The organism is Kribbella pittospori (assembly GCF_004331465.1).
GTDB lineage: Bacteria > Actinomycetota > Actinomycetes > Propionibacteriales > Kribbellaceae > Kribbella > Kribbella pittospori.
Window position 1 is genome coordinate 150,277 of the sequence record NZ_SJKB01000013.1, and the last position, 14,081, is coordinate 164,357.

Here is a 14,081-nt window from a genome sequence, read left to right on the forward strand (position 1 = left end):
TGTCAACGCCGTCTCATGTAGAGGTCGAATGCGGTGTAGAGCGCCTTGTTCAACGGCAGATCCCACTCACCGACGTACTCGACGGCCTCGCCGCCGGTGCCGACCTTGAACTGGATCAGCCCGACGTGCGGGTCGTTCGGGTCCAAGGTGTCGGTGATGCCCCGTAGGTCGTACACGGACGCGCCCGCGGCGAGTGCGTCCGCCATCATGCGCCACTGGATCGCGTTCGATCCACGGACGTCGCGTTTGGCGGTCGAGCTGGCTCCGTAGGAGTACCAGGAGTGACCGCCGACCCGGACCCAGATCGTCGACGCGACCAGGTCGCCCTCGTGATAGGCGTTGTAGATCCGGAAGTCACAGCAATCGGCCGGCTGGTTCGCCATCGCGTCCAGCATCTTGACGAAGTACGGCAGCGGCCGCGGCGTGAAGTGATCCCGCTCGGCGGTCTCGACGTACAACTGGTGGAACGCCTTCAGGTCCTCCGGACCGCCCTGCGTCACCTCGACGCCGGCCTTCTCCGCCTTCTTGATGTTGCGCCGCCAGAGCTGGTTCATGCCCTTCAGCAGGTCTTCCTGGGTGCGGCCGGCCAGCGGCACCTGGAACACGTACTGCGGCTGCCCGGCAGCGAACCCCTCGCCGGCCTTCGGCGCCTTCCAACCCAGTGCTCGCAGCTGCGCGGCCACCGTCGCACCGGACGGCTCGATCACGTCCGCGCGTACGTCGCCGAGCTTCGGCTGCTGGCCTCCGGCGATCGCATCCTTGATCGTCTTCGCACCCCACCGCCGCATCGCCACCGGCGGACCCATCCGTACGCCGAACGCTCCGTGCTCCTGCAGATGTCCGGCCAACGGTCGCAGGTAGCGGCCCAGGTCGACAGCGTCCCAGTCGATGACCGGACCCTCTGGCAGATAGGCCAGGTAGCGCTTGACCTTGGGCATCTGCCGGTACAGCACCAGTCCGGCGCCGACCAGCTCCGCCGGATTGGCCGGGTCGTACCAGCCGAGTGACTCCGCCTTCCACTCACTCTTCACCGCCGCCCACCCAGGGGTCTGCAGGAAGCTCGCCGACGGTTGCGCCGCGACGTACGCCGCGTGCTCGTCGGCCGAGATGGTCCGGATGCTCAAGTCACTCACGGTCGGTCAGGTTACCGGCCCGGAGCCTCAGACCGTAGCCGAGCCGGTCACCTGATCAAACCTCAGCTGTTGAGCAGCTCGATCGATAGATCCCACAGCCGGGCGGCGGATTCCGGATCGAGCGCATACGCCGCGACACCGGTGTTCTCGCCCGGGACGTTGGGCAGAGCCTCGTTGTTGTCCTCGAAGTACCGGCCGGTCACGCCCTGCACGAGTGGCGACGCGGCCAGCAGTACCGAGGTCGCCGCGCCCTGCTCGACGGTCTTCCAGCGGTACTCCGTCTCCCACTGCGTCAGCACGTCCTGGGCAATGTGCCGCTGCAGCGCGGTCCGGATCCCGCCCGGCATCAGGGAGTTGGCGACGATGCCGTCACTCGCCCAGCGCTTGGACGCCTCGACCGCGAACAGTACGTTCGCCGTCTTCGACTGCCCGTACGACGACCACGGCTCGTACGGCCGGTGCTCGAAGTGAAGGTCGTCGAGGTGGACGTCCGAGCGAAGGTGGGCGCTGGAGCTGACCGCGACGATGCGTGCGTCGCCGGCCGCCGCGAGCGCGTTGTGAAGACCGAGCGCCAGGCCGAAGTGACCGAGGTGGTTGGTGGCGAACTGGTGCTCCCAGCCTTCGGGAGTGCGGTTGAGCGGCTCGGCCATCACGCCGGCGTTGTTCACCAGGATGTGGAGTGGGCCGTCCCAGCCGGCCGCGAACGCCTTGACCGACTCGCGGTCGGCGAGCTCGATGGGCGCCACGAAGACGTGGTTGTTGCCGGTCGACTCGATGATGCCGGCCGCGGTGCGCTCGGCGGCGGCGGTGTTGCGAACGGCGAGAGTGACCTCGGCGCCGGCCGTCGCCAGGGCGCGGGCAGTCTCGACGCCGATGCCCGACGCGCCGCCGGTGACGACCGCGCGGCGACCGGTCAGGTCGACGCCGGCGATCACCTCGGCAGCGGTGGAGTCATAGCCGAAGGGGGTGGTGATTCTGCTCATCAGGTCTGTTCCTGTTCTGCGAGCTACGCTTTAACCGGAGGAACCTCCGGTAAATCCAGTTAACCGGAGGGGCCTCCGATTAACAAGTCCGCTAAGTTCTGGGGTCTGAGGGAGGGGACATGACCGAGCGTCCGCTGCGTGCCGACGCCCAGCGCAATCGCGACCAGATCCTGGCCGCTGCCGCGCGGGCGTTCTCGACCTGCGGCCTCGAAGCGACGCTGGACGGCATCGCCAAGGACGCCGGCGTCGGCATCGGCACGCTGTACCGGCACTTCCCGACCCGCGAGCTGCTGATCGAGGCGGCGTACCGGAACGAGCTGGCGGCCATCTGTGCCGCCGCACCCGAACTGCTCGACTCGAGGTCCCCGGCTGGGGCGCTCCGCGCCTGGATGGATCGCTACATCGACTACATGACCCGCAAGCTCGGGATGGCCGACGCACTCCGAGCCGTCATTGCTTCCGGCGCCAACCCGTACGCGCAGAGCCTCGAGCTGCTCGTCGGCGCCATCAAGCCGCTCCTCGAGGCCGGCGCCGCAGCCGGCGAGCTGCGGTCGGACGTCTCCGCCGAGGACGTCCTGGTCAGCATCAGTGGCGTCGCCCTGGCCACCGGCAAGAACCGGGACCAGGCGGATCGCGCGCTCAACCTGCTCATGGACGGCCTGCGCTACCGGTCTGCCTAGGCTGTGCAGGTGCAGAAGGTGGCGCTGGTGACGGGGTCCGCGTCGGGGATCGGGGCGGCGACGGCTCGGCGGTTGGCCCACGACGGGATGGCCGTCGCCGTTCATTCGCGGAGCAGCGGGGAGGCCGGGGCCGCGTTGGCGGCGGAGTTGGGAGGGTCCTACCACCAGGCCGATCTCGAGGACGACGCCGCGGCGTCTGGATTGGTGCCTCGGGTGCTGGCCGAGCATGGGCGGCTCGACGTACTGGTGAACAACGCGGGGATCAGTTGGCCGGTGCCGCACGCGGAGCTCGATGGGTTGTCCGCGGCTGACTGGCGACGGCTGCTCGACGTCAACCTGATCGCGCCCTGGTTGTTGTGTACGGCGGCTCTGCCCGCGCTCCGCGAATCGGGTGGATGCGTCGTCAACGTGACGAGCCACGCTGGTGTGCGGCCGAAGGGAAGTTCGATCGCGTACGCCGCCAGCAAGGCCGCACTGAATCACGTCACCAAGTTGCTGGCGGCCGCGCTGGGACCCGACGTACGGGTCAACGCGGTCGCGCCCGGACTCGTCGACACACCACTCACCGCGTCGTGGACCGAGGCGCAGGAGCTGTGGAAAACCTCCAGCCCGATGCGCCGCGCCGCCCAGCCGTCGGACGTGGCGGACCTGATCTCGTCACTTGTCCACAACACCTACATCACCGGCGAAGTCGTCCTCCTCGACGGTGGCCTCAACCTGCGCTAGGGCGCGTCTCCCGACCCCCCGCCTACTGCGCGGCACTCGGCGGGCACCTCGCTGAGCTGGAGCGAAGGGCACGATGGAACCACATCGAACCCTCCACTCCAGCTCACCGAGGCACTCCGCCGAGCACCTGCTCGCTACGGCGTGGGATCGGGAGACACGCCCTGTTCTGTCGGAGGCACCTCCTACGATCGCGGGATGTCCTTGGGTCGAGACTTCCGGCGGCTCTGGGCCGCTTTCGCAATCAGTGCACTCGGCAGTGCGGTAGGAAACGGAGCTCTTCCCCTCGTCGCGGTGCTCGCGTTGGACGTCTCGACCTTCAAGGTCTCCCTGCTCGCGGCGCTGTCGACGCTCGCCGGTGCCGCCCTCGCGCTCCCGATGGGCGACTTCATCGAGCAGCGGCACAAGCGGCCGGTGATGATCGCGTCGGACCTGATCCGGTTCGGGGCGCTGGCCTCGGTGCCGATCGCCGCGGCGCTCGGCGTGATGACGTACACCCAGTTGTGCGTCGTCGGCGTCATCCAGGCCGCGGGCCTGATCGCGTTCACCGCCGCGAGCGGTGCGCACCTGAAGGCGCTCGTGCCCGCGGCCATGCGGGGCGAGGCCAACAGCAAGTTCGAGCAGACGACCTGGACGACGCTGACCGTCGGTCCGCCGATCGGCGGTGCGCTCGTCAGCCTTGTCGGCGCGACGGCCTCGCTCGGGGTCGACGCGGTCTCGTTCCTGCTGTCGGCCCTGGGCATCCGCCGGATCCAGCAGCCGGAGCCGGAGCCGGTGGCGCGGAAGGAGAAGCGCGACATCACCGCCGGCTGGCGGTACATCCTCGGGCACCGCGGATTGCGCGCCCTGTTCTGGAACTCGCAGCTCTTCGGCGGTCCGGTGATGATGGTGTCGCCGCTGCTCACCGTGCTGATGCTGCGCGACCTGAAGCTGGAGCCGTGGAGCTACGGAGTGGTCCTCGGAGTGTCCTGTCTGGGCGGCATCATCGGTGCGCGGATGGCGCCGCCGCTCACCCGCAGGCTGGGGCTGCACAAGATGCTGTTGCTGTTCGGTGCACTGCGAGCGGTGTGGGTTCTGCCGTTGCCGTTCGCGCCGGCGGGTGTGGCCGGGCTGGTGTGGCTGACCGTGGCCGAGGCCGGGATGCTGCTGATGGCCGGTGCGTTCAACCCGTCGTTCGCGACGTACCGGATGGAGGTCACCGAGGACGGGTACATGGCCCGAGTGCTGACCGCCTGGTCGATCAGTTCGCGCTGCGTCCAGCCCGCGTTCATGGCCATCGGTGGTGCGCTCGCCGCGGTGATGGGGTTGCGTGGGGCGATGGTCGTGGCCGGTGTGTGCTGCCTGTTCAGCGCGGCCGTACTGCCGTGGCGATCGGCTACACCAGCTCCATTGCCTGAGCCAGTCCAACGATCGGTCCCATGACGCCGTCCGGCTGCGCGTCGAGGTAGGCGATCGCCTCGTCCGGCGGCAGCACCAGCACCTCGGTGACCTGCTCACCGTCCTCGGGGTTGGTCGGCTCCTGCTCGATCACGACGTCCGCGACGACAGTGGCCCAGTAGGAGATCGGGTGCGGCAGATGCGGACGGTACGGCGCCGGCCGGCGATGCACCGCCCGATGCGCGCCGAGCCACGTCATCGGACCGGCCAGCCGGGCGCCCGCCTCCTCCAGCAGCTCACGATGGACGAGTTGCTCGATCGTCTCGCCCGGCTCCCGGGTGCCGCCGGGCAGGAAGCGCCAGCCCAGGTCGTTGCCGCAGACAACGATCCCGCCGGCGGTCCGGGCGACCACGTGCACGTTGCTGATCAGATCGTCCGGTGGCTCCTCGGTGGTGAACCGGACATCGAGATCACCCCAGGTCCAGTAGCCGGGTGCGAAGAGTTCGGGGAACCGCTCGGCCCAGGTCTGCATGGGCACCATTCTCCGCTACGCCGCGAGCTCCCGGCGTACCAGCAGTTCACAGCGATGATCCGATCCGGACCGAGAATGGACGGATGGACAAGACTCTCGAGCGGGTGGCGCTGGTGACCGGTGCGAACAAGGGGATCGGCCTCGCCGTCGCGGAAGGACTGCTCAGGCTGCGGATCACGGTCTTCCTCGGAGCCCGCGACCTCTCCCGAGGAACGACGGCTACGAAGGCCCTCGTCGCTCAGGGTCTCGACGCACGCACCGTGCAACTCGATGTCACGGATCAAACCTCGATCGAGGCCGCGGCGGACCTCATCACACGCGACGCCGGGAAGCTCGACATTCTCGTCAACAACGCGGGCATCGTCGTCAGCCATGCATCGCCGAGCGAGACCTCGGTCGACGAGCTCCGACGGTCCTACGAGACCAACGTCTTCGGCGTGGTGGCAGTCACCAACGCAGTCCTGCCGCTGCTGCGCAGATCCTCGGCAGCGCGCATCGTCAACCTCACCAGCGACCTCGGCTCGCTCACGCTCGCGGCGACCACGGAGAACTTTCCACCCCTGCTCGCCTACAACTCCTCGAAGACCGCACTCAATGCCGTCACTGTGGCCTACGCGAACGAACTGCGCCCCGAGGGGATTCTGGTCAACGCCGTGTCACCGGGATCCGTCGCGACCGATCAGAACGGCCACACCGGCCTGCTGACGACCGAGCAGGGAGCCCGCCTGCCGATCCGGATGGCAACCCTGCCCGCCGGTGGTCCGACCGGGACCGCCGTCGCCGCCGGCGAAGACCTCAGCCACCATCCCTTGGTCTGGTAGGTGGATCGATCGGCAGGTGGTGCTTCGGCCGCTGCGCTACTGTCACCACCATGGCGGCCTCGGAACCGGATCCTGTGCGGGCGCGGCACACCACCACTCGGTTGCTGTGGGCCTGCGCTGTGCTCACCGTGCTGGTCGCGGTCTTCCAGCTGGCGGGGATCCTCAGCGGCAACGGTGAGTACGACGCACTGGCCTGGGTCGGCGTGGGCGTCACGGCGGTGTGCTTGCTGGCGCTCGTCGGCATCTACTGCCTGTGCGCTCTGGACCGGCTCAGCCTGCGTACGCGTGTGTTCCGGTTCGATCTGTTTCAGGTGACGACCGTGCTGCTGCTGGTTGCGATCGTTGCTGGTGTCCTCGTGCCGACCAGGAATACGACGGCACTGGCGCTCCTGCTGCCGTGGGGATTGACGTACTGGCTGCACAACCTGAACCAGCCGGCCGAATAGCCCTACTTCAGGTGGGCTCGCAGGTAGTCGATGTCGGCCTTCTGACCGTGGTCGGCATTCGGCGTCTCGACGACCACCGGCGCACCCGCCGCCTGCACCACCGCGACGATATCGGCCGGGTCGATGTGACCCTCCTCGAAGTTGCTGTGCCGGTCGGCGCCGGACCCGAACTCGTCCCGTGAGCCGTTGGCGTGCACCAGGTCGATCCGGCCGGTGATCGCCTTCACCTTCTCCACGATCGTCGGCAGCTCCTCGCCGGCCGCGTGGAAGTGGCAGGTGTCGAGGCAGAACCCGACGTTCTCCAGGCGGTCGTTGCCGGATGCTTGGACCGCGTCCCACAGCCTGGCGATCCGGTCGAGCTGGCGGGCCATCGCGTTCTCGCCGCCGGCGGTGTTCTCGATCAGCAGCGGCACCGGCAGCTGGGCGCGCTCGATGCACTTGCGCCAGTTGTCGAACCCCGCCTCGGGGTCGTCCTCGTCGCCGACGTGGCCGCCGTGCACGATCACGCCCTTGACGTCGATCTCGGCGGCCTTGTCGAGCGTCTGCTGCAGCAGCTTCCGGCTCGGGATCCGGATCCGGTTGTTCGTGTTCGCCACGTTCAGCCGGTACGGCGCGTGCACGTACAGGTCGATGCCCCCAGCGGCCGCGCGTTCCTTGAGCGCTTCCTCGCCGTCGGCGTACGCGAGCTTGGGCGCCTTGTAGTCCTGTGGGTTGCCGAGGAAGAACTGCACCAGGTCGGCGCCCCGGTCGGCCGCCTCGGCCAGCGGGTCTGCCTGGTCCACGTGCGCACCGAGTTTCACAGTCATGGGACCCACCCTAGAGCCGTCCACAGACAGTTCAGGAACCCCATCCCGCAGATCTGGTGACAGGTCGCGACTCTTGCGCAGGAGGCTGCACCGGTCGGCCTTCGAACTCGGTCGACAGCACGATGTGCGTGTTCATCTCCCCGTGCTCGCCGAGGCGCTCGAACAAGCCCTCCAGATGACTCATCGAGGTGACGCGGACCCTCAGCATCGAGCAGGAGTTGCCACTCAGTTTGTGGATCTCCAGTACCTCGGGGAAGTCCTCCGCCCGTGTGGTCTTCAGCAGGCAGCGCCCGGTCGTGCAGCGCATCTGGACGAACGCCGACAGCGGCTGACCGGCCCGGGCCGGGTCCACCTCGGCCCGGTAGCCGGCGATCACGCCGGACTCCTCCAGCCGTCGTACCCGGTCCGCCACGGCCGGCGGCGACAGGTTGACCCGCTTGCCCAGCTGGTTGAACGACAGCCGCCCGTCGGCCTGCAGTTCGGACAGGATCTGCCAGTCGGTGGAGTCCAGCTCACGCTCCTGAAAGGTCATCTCCCCAGAACACCTTCGACTTCGCCGGTGTGCAAGGCCGAACGCCTTACTTCAGACATTGAGCCGCGGCAGCAGCCTTCCTAGCGTTGTAGGCATGCTCATCCCCATCGTTCTGGCCGCGGCGCTGATGAACGCCGCCATGATCGCGGCGAGCGCGGTGAGCACCATCTTGATCTCCGACCGGTTGAGCCCCGGCCTGGCCGGTCTCCCCAACACAGCCGGCGTACTGGGTACGGCGGCCGGTGCTATTGCTGTCGGCTGGTGGACCGCTCGGCTGGGGCGCGCTCACGCGCTCCGCATCGGGTACGGGTTCGCTGTTGCCGGCGCAGCGCTGACAGTGCTCACCGCAGTCGGTGCACACGTGGCGCTGCTCTTCGTCGGCATGTTCCTGCTCGGTGCTGGGAACGCTGCGAGCCTGCTGTCCCGGTACGCCGCGGCTGAAGCCGTAGCAACCCCTCGACGCGCGTCAGCGATGAGCGCTGTCGTCTGGGCCAGCACCGCCGGTGCAGCCGGTGGCCCATTCCTGATGGCTCCGTCCCAGACCTGGGCGTTGGCCATCGGTCTTCCTGCCCTCGCCGGCCCGTTCCTGGTCGCGGTGGCAGCCGTCTTCGGTGCTCTCGTTGCCGCCAGCTATATCCGGGTCGTCCACCCCGCGGACGAGCCGGAGCAGGAGCGGCACGAGCAGTCCGTGGCGTCTCGTCGTACGCCGGTCCTTCTTGCCGCTGGAGTGATGGTCGTCGGGCATCTGGTGATGGTGGCGCTGATGTCGGCGGTCCCTGTCCACGCTCACCACCTGGGCGACGGTCTCGGCGTGCTGGGCGTCATGTTGTCCGCTCACACCCTCGGCATGTTCGCGCTGTCTCCCCTGACAGGCTGGTTCATCGACCGGTGGGGTCCACGGCCGGTGATGGTCGCCGGACTTGTCCTCCTGGTGTCGTCCGCCGTTCTGACCACTCAGACCGGTGCGATGTTCACGCCGGCGCTCTTCCTCCTCGGCTATGCCTGGAACCTCTGCTACCTGGGCGGCAGCGCCCGCCTGCTCGGTACAGCCCTCGAAAGCAAGGTCGAGTCCTCCATCTGGGCCATCTCCGCCCTGGCTGCGCTCACCTCGCCCTGGCTGTACACCGTCGGCGGGTACGCACTCCTGTCGGTGATCTCGGCAGCTCTCGCGGTATCGCTGCTGATGCTCGTGGTCCGGCGTACGAGACCCGAGGTCGTCAGTCGGTGACGGAGAGTTAGTGGAACAGGCCTGTGGATATGGTCAAGCAGGCGTCCGGACGCTGGTATTCTCTTGGATGTGGCCCGGTCCATCGACCGGGCTCGTTGCTTGGCGCCGACGGCAAGTGTCGGCGTGAAGCGAATCGCATCGCCCTCCTGCCACGGAGAGACCGTGGCCGCCAAGTCCGAAGGAGGTGGAGTTCGCGCATGCGTCGTTATGAAGTCATGGTGATCCTCGACCCTGAGCTCGATGAGCGCACCGTGGAGCCGTCCATCGACCAGTACCTGAACATCGTCCGCAAGGAAGGTGGCACGGTCGAGAAGCTCGACATCTGGGGTCGTCGCAAGCTTGCCTATGACGTGAAGAAGAAGTCCGAGGGCATCTATGCCGTCGTCGACCTGACCGCCGAGCCGGCGGTGGTGAAGGAACTCGACCGTCAGCTCACGCTGAACGAGTCGATCCTCCGCACCAAGGTCATCCGCCCGGACCAGCACTGACCCTGGGGTCGTCAGCAGCCATCGGTACTGTCGGCACCAGCCGGTACTGATAGCTGTAGACAAAGACACACCCGATAGCAGGAGGAACGGCAATGGCAGGCGAAACCGTCGTCACACTGGTCGGCAACCTTGTCGACGATCCTGAGCTCCGGTTCACTCCGTCCGGTGCCGCCGTCGCGAACTTCCGGATCGCGTCGACGCCGCGGACGTACGACCGGCAGACAGGTGAATGGAAGGACGGCGAGTCGCTGTTCCTGAGTTGTTCCGTCTGGCGCCAAGCCGCGGAGAACGTGGCCGAGTCGCTGCAGCGCGGTATGCGCGTGATCGTGCAGGGCCGGCTGAAGTCGCGTTCGTACGACGACCGTGAGGGCAACAAGCGCACGGTCTTCGAGATCGACGTGGACGAGGTCGGACCGAGCCTGCGCAGCGCCACCGCGAAGGTGACCCGGGCGATGCGCTCCGGTCCCGGCGGTGACGGCGGCGGCTTCGGTGGTGGCGGGGGTGGCAACCAGGGTGGAGGCAACTACGGTGGCGGCGGCCAAGGTGGCGGCGCCCCGCAGAACGACCCCTGGGCAACCCCGCAGGGTGGCGGCAGTGGTGGTGGCGGCGGTCAGGCTGCCCCGCAGAACGACCCCTGGGCCAGCCAGGGCGGCGGCTCGATGGAGGAGCCTCCGTTCTGATCCGGCGCTCCGGGTCGTAACCATGTAAGACAGACCATTCCGGCACGTGTGCCGGGCTCTGGAAGGAAGAGAGCACCACAATGGCCAAGATCATTCGGAAGCCGAAGAAGAAGGTTTGCGGCTTCTGCAAGGACAAGGCGACGTACGTCGATTACAAGGACACCGCGCTGCTGCGCAAGTTCATCTCGGACCGCGGCAAGATCCGCGCCCGCCGGGTGACCGGGAACTGCGTGCAGCACCAGCGCGATGTGGCCACCGCTATCAAGAACGCTCGTGAGGTGGCGCTGCTGCCGTACACGAGCACGGCTCGCTGAGGGAGGCCCGAACCATGAAGCTCATCCTGGCGCAGGAGGTCGAGGGCCTCGGAGCCCCCGGCGACATCGTCGAGGTGAAGGACGGCTACGGCCGCAACTACCTGGTTCCGCGCGGCCTGGCCATCGGCTGGACCCGCGGCGCCGAGAAGCAGATCCAGTCGATCAAGCGGGCGCGTGACGCCCGGGCGATCCAGGGCAAGGAGCACGCGAGCGAGGTCAAGAACCAGCTCGAGCAGCTCAACGTCACGCTGGACGTCAAGGCCGGCGAGACCGGCCGCCTGTTCGGTTCGGTCACCCCGGCCGACATCGCCGGCGCGATCAAGTCCGCCGGCGGCCCGCTCGTCGAGAAGCGCGCGATCGCGATCGCGTCGCCGATCAAGAGCACCGGCAAGCACCAGGTCTCGGTGCAGCTCCACCCCGAGGTGGCCGCCACGGTCCGCCTCGAGGTCGCGGCCGTCTGACCTCAGCAACACCCAAGGCCCGCATCTCCCTCGGGGGATGCGGGCCTTGTCGTGTTCTGCTCAGCCTGGGGTGGGTGTCGGCCAGGGGAGCGGCTTGGGGTCGTTGCCCTCGCCGCTGTTCTCCGGCTTGGCGACCTTCGGCCACTTGACCGGTCCCGGATCCGATTGGTTGCCGCCAGCATCAGGTGGGGCGACCCGCGGCCATTGCACCGGACCGGGATCGTCGTCCGCCATCACGGGCCCGGCCGGCACCAGCAACGCCACCGTCACCAGCACCGCACCAAGCAATCGGTTCACTTCTTGTCCAACGCATACAACGTCGAGTCGTGCACCACGAGCGCACGCCCACCCGTGACACCCCACGGCCGCGCGGTGTCGGCGGGAAGAGTCTGACCCTTTCCGCCAGGGGTCGTGGCGACGAGATCGCCGCCGACCATCCCGTAGATCGTCGTACCCGTGATCGAAACCGGCTGGAAGTCGGTGTACCGCGCCGTCGACTTGTGCGCGAAGTCGATCACGCAGTTGCCCCAGGCAGCGACCTTGCCGGCCTGGTCCGGCACCCACTGCCAGCTCTCGACGTCAGCCTCCTTCGCCACCGGGCAGGTGGCGAGGATCGCGCCGGTCGTGGTCGAGTGCACGACGGGGGTCACGATGTCCTTGGTGGCCGACTTCCACAGCACCAGCGCGCGGCCCGGGCTGGCGGCGACCACATGTTCGATGCCCTTCGACCCGGACGGCGCCTTCGGGTTCACGGTCTGCAGACCCTTGTCCAGCTGACTCGCGAACAAAGGACCGGTGTACCGCGCCATCAACGCCTTGTCGCCCTCGGCCAGCAGGACCGTGGACAGGCGTGGCTGGTTCGGCACCGCCTTCAGCTTGCCGCCGGTCACCATACTCGCACCGGCATCGCCCTCGACCTTGATCAGCGGCGACGTCCCGAAGAACTGCACCTGCGCCTGGTCGGGCAGTTCCACCGAGGCGGCACCAGCACCGCCGCCGGCCCAGTAATACAAGGCATCCGGCGCAGCCACGGCGAGCACCGACTTGGAATCGATCGTGGTGTAGACCGGGCTCTGCGCGTCCTTCGGCACCTTGTCCTGCCAGAGCACTTTGCCGTTGCTGTCGAAGACCGCGACCTTCTCGTCCGGCGTGAGGATGGCGACCTGCTTGCCGTCCGGTGACACTGCGGGCGCCGACTTCGCGGCGATGTCGACCGTCCAACTTGCCTTCGTCGACCAGCCCGGTGGCACCGGTCGGGCCGAGAACTGGTCCGGGACCACCTTCGGCTCCGGTAGCGTCGGGACCTTCGGTGCTTCCGACGGCTTGGACACATCGCTGTCGCCATCCCGGAGCACCGTGAAGTACAGCGTCGTACCTGCGATGAGTACGACGGCCAGCGCGATGCCGGCGATCACCGGCCAGCCCGGCCTGCGGGTGCCGCCGCTGCTGGTGCTGCTGCGGCTCTCCGACTCCACAGCGTCGACCCGGCCGTCGGGGTGGACGATCAGCGGCCAGGACGAACCGTCTGCCTCCACTGCGGTCGCGCGTACCGGCCGGCCGAGTTGTCCGGCCCGGTCGCTCACGACGGCGATCGCGGCCTGCCGTGGATCTCGGTGGTTGCTGACCGGATGGGTCCGCCCGGCGATGGTGACCTCGGCGTTGCGGTCGTCGTACAACCGGATCGTCACCTTGGGCCAGGACGGGATCTTCTCAGCCACGGCGACCTCTCATTCCCGCCACAGATCTCCCTCGTTCATCCGACTACGCCGCCCCCGTTCTAGCATGTGCAGCGACCACCGCAGGCCAGAAATCCGGGCCTGCGGGACTCTGCGGGCCCGGCCCGGCTCGACTGCTCCGGCCAGGGAGTGGCGGGCCGCAAGGCCTGTGGATAACTCACGCAACCGACATCCGGGAATTGAGAGAATACGGTGAGCGACAGCTTGTCACACACCACGAAAGGAGGGGCCATGACACAGAATCCATGGGATCGGCAGTCAACGACTTCAGGTCCGCAACAGTCACCGCCGGGTCCCTCGCCGCAGCCCGCGGGCGGGCCGTCCGCACCTCAGCACGGTGTTTCCGCACCGGCCGAGGACCAGCGGCTGCCGAAGTTCGCGATTCCGGCCGCGGACACACTCTGGTGGGTCGGTGTGCACGGTGGCGCCGGCGAGACCACGATGTCGCTCCTCCTTCCGGGGAGCCGGGCGGCGAACCATCGCTGGCCGATCCCGCCACCACCGGTGCCGACCCCGGTCGTCCTCGTCGCCCGGACGCACGGTTCCGGTCTGCGGGCCGCCCAGCGGGCCGCGGTCGAGTGGGCGTCCGGTGTGGTCCAGGGCGTAGCCGTGCTGGGCCTGGTGCTGATCGCGGACGCGCCCGGGCGACTGCCCCGGGTGCTCGACGACTTCGCCGACATCGTCGGCGGCGGCGTGCCGCGGGTCTGGGACATCCCCTGGATCGAGGAGTGGCGCCGAGGGGAGGCTCCGACGCCGGAGAACACCCCGGACGAGGTCTTCGAAGTCCTCGAATCCATCTACGCACTGCGCGCCGCGAACCCTGCGGACTATCCCGCCCCGTACTGAAAGGTCCCTCCGCGATGATGCTGGCCCATCTGATCTCGGACACGCATGCCCTGATACCGCTCAGCGGTGGCGGCACCCGGCCACCCGGCGGCGAGAAACTCGAGCTGGTGATCGACTGGGTGCGCTGGATCGCCTTCGCCATCTGCGTTCTCGGCATCCTGATCGCCGGCGCCATGATGGCCGTCGGCCAGCGTCGCGGTGAAGGCGGTGAGCATGCCGCCCGGCTCGGCTGGGTGCTCACCGCCTGCATCGTGATCGCATCCTCGACGCTGCTCGTCGGCGCCCTGCAGTGACC

19 protein-coding genes are annotated in these 14,081 nt (G+C 68.1%); 12 read left to right on the forward strand and 7 right to left on the reverse strand.

Annotation, left to right across the window (positions count from 1 at the left end):
* Positions 1 to 2 precede the first annotated feature (2 nt).
* Complete coding sequence (locus E0H73_RS34155; RefSeq protein ID WP_131363413.1) at positions 3 to 1,133, reverse strand: lipid II:glycine glycyltransferase FemX; 1,131 nt, start codon at positions 1,131 to 1,133, stop codon at positions 3 to 5.
* Between the two features lie 62 nt (positions 1,134 to 1,195).
* Positions 1,196 to 2,116 carry an SDR family NAD(P)-dependent oxidoreductase gene (locus tag E0H73_RS34160; protein ID WP_131363415.1) on the reverse strand — a complete coding sequence of 307 codons (921 nt, stop codon included), beginning with the start codon at positions 2,114 to 2,116 and terminating at the stop codon, positions 1,196 to 1,198.
* A gap of 119 nt (positions 2,117 to 2,235) precedes the next feature.
* On the opposite strand from E0H73_RS34160, the gene E0H73_RS34165 reads away from it, so the two are divergent.
* From E0H73_RS34165 to E0H73_RS34175, 3 genes are all read left to right on the forward strand, one after another.
* Positions 2,236 to 2,796, forward strand: coding sequence for a TetR/AcrR family transcriptional regulator (locus E0H73_RS34165; protein ID WP_131363417.1), 561 nt, complete (start codon positions 2,236 to 2,238; stop codon positions 2,794 to 2,796).
* A 9-nt stretch (positions 2,797 to 2,805) separates the two neighbouring features.
* Entirely contained in the window at positions 2,806 to 3,522 is a 717-nt protein-coding gene (locus E0H73_RS34170; RefSeq protein WP_131363419.1) for an SDR family NAD(P)-dependent oxidoreductase, read from the forward strand.
* A gap of 195 nt (positions 3,523 to 3,717) precedes the next feature.
* Complete coding sequence (locus tag E0H73_RS34175) at positions 3,718 to 4,941, forward strand: MFS transporter (RefSeq protein ID WP_131363421.1); 1,224 nt, start codon at positions 3,718 to 3,720, stop codon at positions 4,939 to 4,941.
* On the opposite strand, the gene E0H73_RS34180 is transcribed toward E0H73_RS34175, so the two are convergent.
* Positions 4,895 to 5,428, reverse strand: a complete 534-nt coding sequence (locus tag E0H73_RS34180) for an NUDIX domain-containing protein (protein WP_131363423.1) — start codon at positions 5,426 to 5,428, stop codon at positions 4,895 to 4,897. The two genes, E0H73_RS34175 and E0H73_RS34180, sit on opposite strands and share 47 nt — an antisense overlap.
* Before the next feature lie 83 nt (positions 5,429 to 5,511).
* On the opposite strand from E0H73_RS34180, the gene E0H73_RS34185 reads away from it, so the two are divergent.
* Complete coding sequence (locus E0H73_RS34185; protein WP_131363425.1) at positions 5,512 to 6,249, forward strand: SDR family oxidoreductase; 738 nt, start codon at positions 5,512 to 5,514, stop codon at positions 6,247 to 6,249.
* A gap of 50 nt (positions 6,250 to 6,299) precedes the next feature.
* Positions 6,300 to 6,695: a hypothetical protein gene (locus E0H73_RS34190; protein WP_131363427.1), complete on the forward strand. Its 396-nt coding sequence runs from the start codon at positions 6,300 to 6,302 to the stop codon at positions 6,693 to 6,695.
* 2 nt (positions 6,696 to 6,697) lie between these two features.
* On the opposite strand, the gene E0H73_RS34195 is transcribed toward E0H73_RS34190, so the two are convergent.
* Positions 6,698 to 7,501 carry a deoxyribonuclease IV gene (locus E0H73_RS34195; protein WP_131363428.1) on the reverse strand — a complete coding sequence of 268 codons (804 nt, stop codon included), beginning with the start codon at positions 7,499 to 7,501 and terminating at the stop codon, positions 6,698 to 6,700.
* 31 nt (positions 7,502 to 7,532) lie between these two features.
* Entirely contained in the window at positions 7,533 to 8,033 is a 501-nt protein-coding gene (locus E0H73_RS34200; RefSeq protein ID WP_131363430.1) for an Lrp/AsnC family transcriptional regulator, read from the reverse strand.
* Positions 8,034 to 8,127: 94 nt separating this feature from the next.
* Here E0H73_RS34200 and E0H73_RS34205 point away from each other — a divergent pair, with 94 nt between their 5' ends.
* The 5 genes from E0H73_RS34205 to rplI all read left to right on the forward strand — a co-directional run bounded on the left by E0H73_RS34205 (position 8,128) and on the right by rplI (position 11,204).
* Positions 8,128 to 9,261: an MFS transporter gene (locus tag E0H73_RS34205; protein ID WP_131363432.1), complete on the forward strand. Its 1,134-nt coding sequence runs from the start codon at positions 8,128 to 8,130 to the stop codon at positions 9,259 to 9,261.
* Between the two features lie 197 nt (positions 9,262 to 9,458).
* Positions 9,459 to 9,749 carry a 30S ribosomal protein S6 gene (gene rpsF, locus E0H73_RS34210; RefSeq protein ID WP_130386399.1) on the forward strand — a complete coding sequence of 97 codons (291 nt, stop codon included), beginning with the start codon at positions 9,459 to 9,461 and terminating at the stop codon, positions 9,747 to 9,749.
* Between the two features lie 92 nt (positions 9,750 to 9,841).
* Entirely contained in the window at positions 9,842 to 10,429 is a 588-nt protein-coding gene (locus tag E0H73_RS34215) for a single-stranded DNA-binding protein (protein ID WP_131363434.1), read from the forward strand.
* A gap of 80 nt (positions 10,430 to 10,509) precedes the next feature.
* On the forward strand, positions 10,510 to 10,743 hold the full coding sequence (rpsR, locus tag E0H73_RS34220) for a 30S ribosomal protein S18 (protein WP_012924539.1): 234 nt from the start codon (positions 10,510 to 10,512) through the stop codon (positions 10,741 to 10,743).
* A 14-nt stretch (positions 10,744 to 10,757) separates the two neighbouring features.
* Positions 10,758 to 11,204, forward strand: a complete 447-nt coding sequence (gene rplI, locus E0H73_RS34225; protein WP_131363436.1) for a 50S ribosomal protein L9 — start codon at positions 10,758 to 10,760, stop codon at positions 11,202 to 11,204.
* A 60-nt stretch (positions 11,205 to 11,264) separates the two neighbouring features.
* Here rplI and E0H73_RS34230 read toward each other — a convergent pair whose 3' ends face one another.
* Both E0H73_RS34230 and E0H73_RS34235 read right to left on the reverse strand, forming a co-directional pair.
* Positions 11,265 to 11,501 carry a hypothetical protein gene (locus tag E0H73_RS34230; protein WP_131363438.1) on the reverse strand — a complete coding sequence of 79 codons (237 nt, stop codon included), beginning with the start codon at positions 11,499 to 11,501 and terminating at the stop codon, positions 11,265 to 11,267.
* Positions 11,498 to 12,922 (reverse strand): hypothetical protein, encoded by a 1,425-nt coding sequence (locus E0H73_RS34235; RefSeq protein WP_131363440.1) that lies wholly within the window; start codon positions 12,920 to 12,922, stop codon positions 11,498 to 11,500. The genes E0H73_RS34230 and E0H73_RS34235 overlap by 4 nt, the downstream gene beginning before the upstream one ends.
* A gap of 249 nt (positions 12,923 to 13,171) precedes the next feature.
* On the opposite strand from E0H73_RS34235, the gene E0H73_RS34240 reads away from it, so the two are divergent.
* Complete coding sequence (locus E0H73_RS34240; RefSeq protein WP_131363442.1) at positions 13,172 to 13,786, forward strand: DUF6668 family protein; 615 nt, start codon at positions 13,172 to 13,174, stop codon at positions 13,784 to 13,786.
* A 14-nt stretch (positions 13,787 to 13,800) separates the two neighbouring features.
* Positions 13,801 to 14,079 (forward strand): conjugal transfer protein TrbC, encoded by a 279-nt coding sequence (locus E0H73_RS34245; protein ID WP_238162828.1) that lies wholly within the window; start codon positions 13,801 to 13,803, stop codon positions 14,077 to 14,079.
* The last annotated feature ends 2 nt before the right edge of the window (positions 14,080 to 14,081 follow it).

Excerpts from the sequence above, each read along its gene's own strand:
- E0H73_RS34160 (WP_131363415.1), bottom strand. The coding sequence starts at position 2,116 with ATGAGCAGAATCACCACCCCCTTCGGCTATGACTCCACCGCTGCCGAG.
- E0H73_RS34165 (WP_131363417.1), top strand. The coding sequence starts at position 2,236 with ATGACCGAGCGTCCGCTGCGTGCCGACGCCCAGCGCAATCGCGACCAG.
- E0H73_RS34175 (WP_131363421.1), top strand. The coding sequence starts at position 3,718 with ATGTCCTTGGGTCGAGACTTCCGGCGGCTCTGGGCCGCTTTCGCAATC.
- E0H73_RS34180 (WP_131363423.1), bottom strand. The coding sequence starts at position 5,428 with ATGCAGACCTGGGCCGAGCGGTTCCCCGAACTCTTCGCACCCGGCTAC.
- E0H73_RS34185 (WP_131363425.1), top strand. The coding sequence starts at position 5,512 with ATGGACAAGACTCTCGAGCGGGTGGCGCTGGTGACCGGTGCGAACAAG.
- E0H73_RS34190 (WP_131363427.1), top strand. The coding sequence starts at position 6,300 with ATGGCGGCCTCGGAACCGGATCCTGTGCGGGCGCGGCACACCACCACT.
- E0H73_RS34195 (WP_131363428.1), bottom strand. The coding sequence starts at position 7,501 with ATGACTGTGAAACTCGGTGCGCACGTGGACCAGGCAGACCCGCTGGCC.
- E0H73_RS34200 (WP_131363430.1), bottom strand. The coding sequence starts at position 8,033 with ATGACCTTTCAGGAGCGTGAGCTGGACTCCACCGACTGGCAGATCCTG.
- E0H73_RS34205 (WP_131363432.1), top strand. The coding sequence starts at position 8,128 with ATGCTCATCCCCATCGTTCTGGCCGCGGCGCTGATGAACGCCGCCATG.
- rpsF (WP_130386399.1), top strand. The coding sequence starts at position 9,459 with ATGCGTCGTTATGAAGTCATGGTGATCCTCGACCCTGAGCTCGATGAG.
- E0H73_RS34215 (WP_131363434.1), top strand. The coding sequence starts at position 9,842 with ATGGCAGGCGAAACCGTCGTCACACTGGTCGGCAACCTTGTCGACGAT.
- rpsR (WP_012924539.1), top strand. The coding sequence starts at position 10,510 with ATGGCCAAGATCATTCGGAAGCCGAAGAAGAAGGTTTGCGGCTTCTGC.
- rplI (WP_131363436.1), top strand. The coding sequence starts at position 10,758 with ATGAAGCTCATCCTGGCGCAGGAGGTCGAGGGCCTCGGAGCCCCCGGC.
- E0H73_RS34240 (WP_131363442.1), top strand. The coding sequence starts at position 13,172 with ATGACACAGAATCCATGGGATCGGCAGTCAACGACTTCAGGTCCGCAA.
- E0H73_RS34245 (WP_238162828.1), top strand. The coding sequence starts at position 13,801 with ATGATGCTGGCCCATCTGATCTCGGACACGCATGCCCTGATACCGCTC.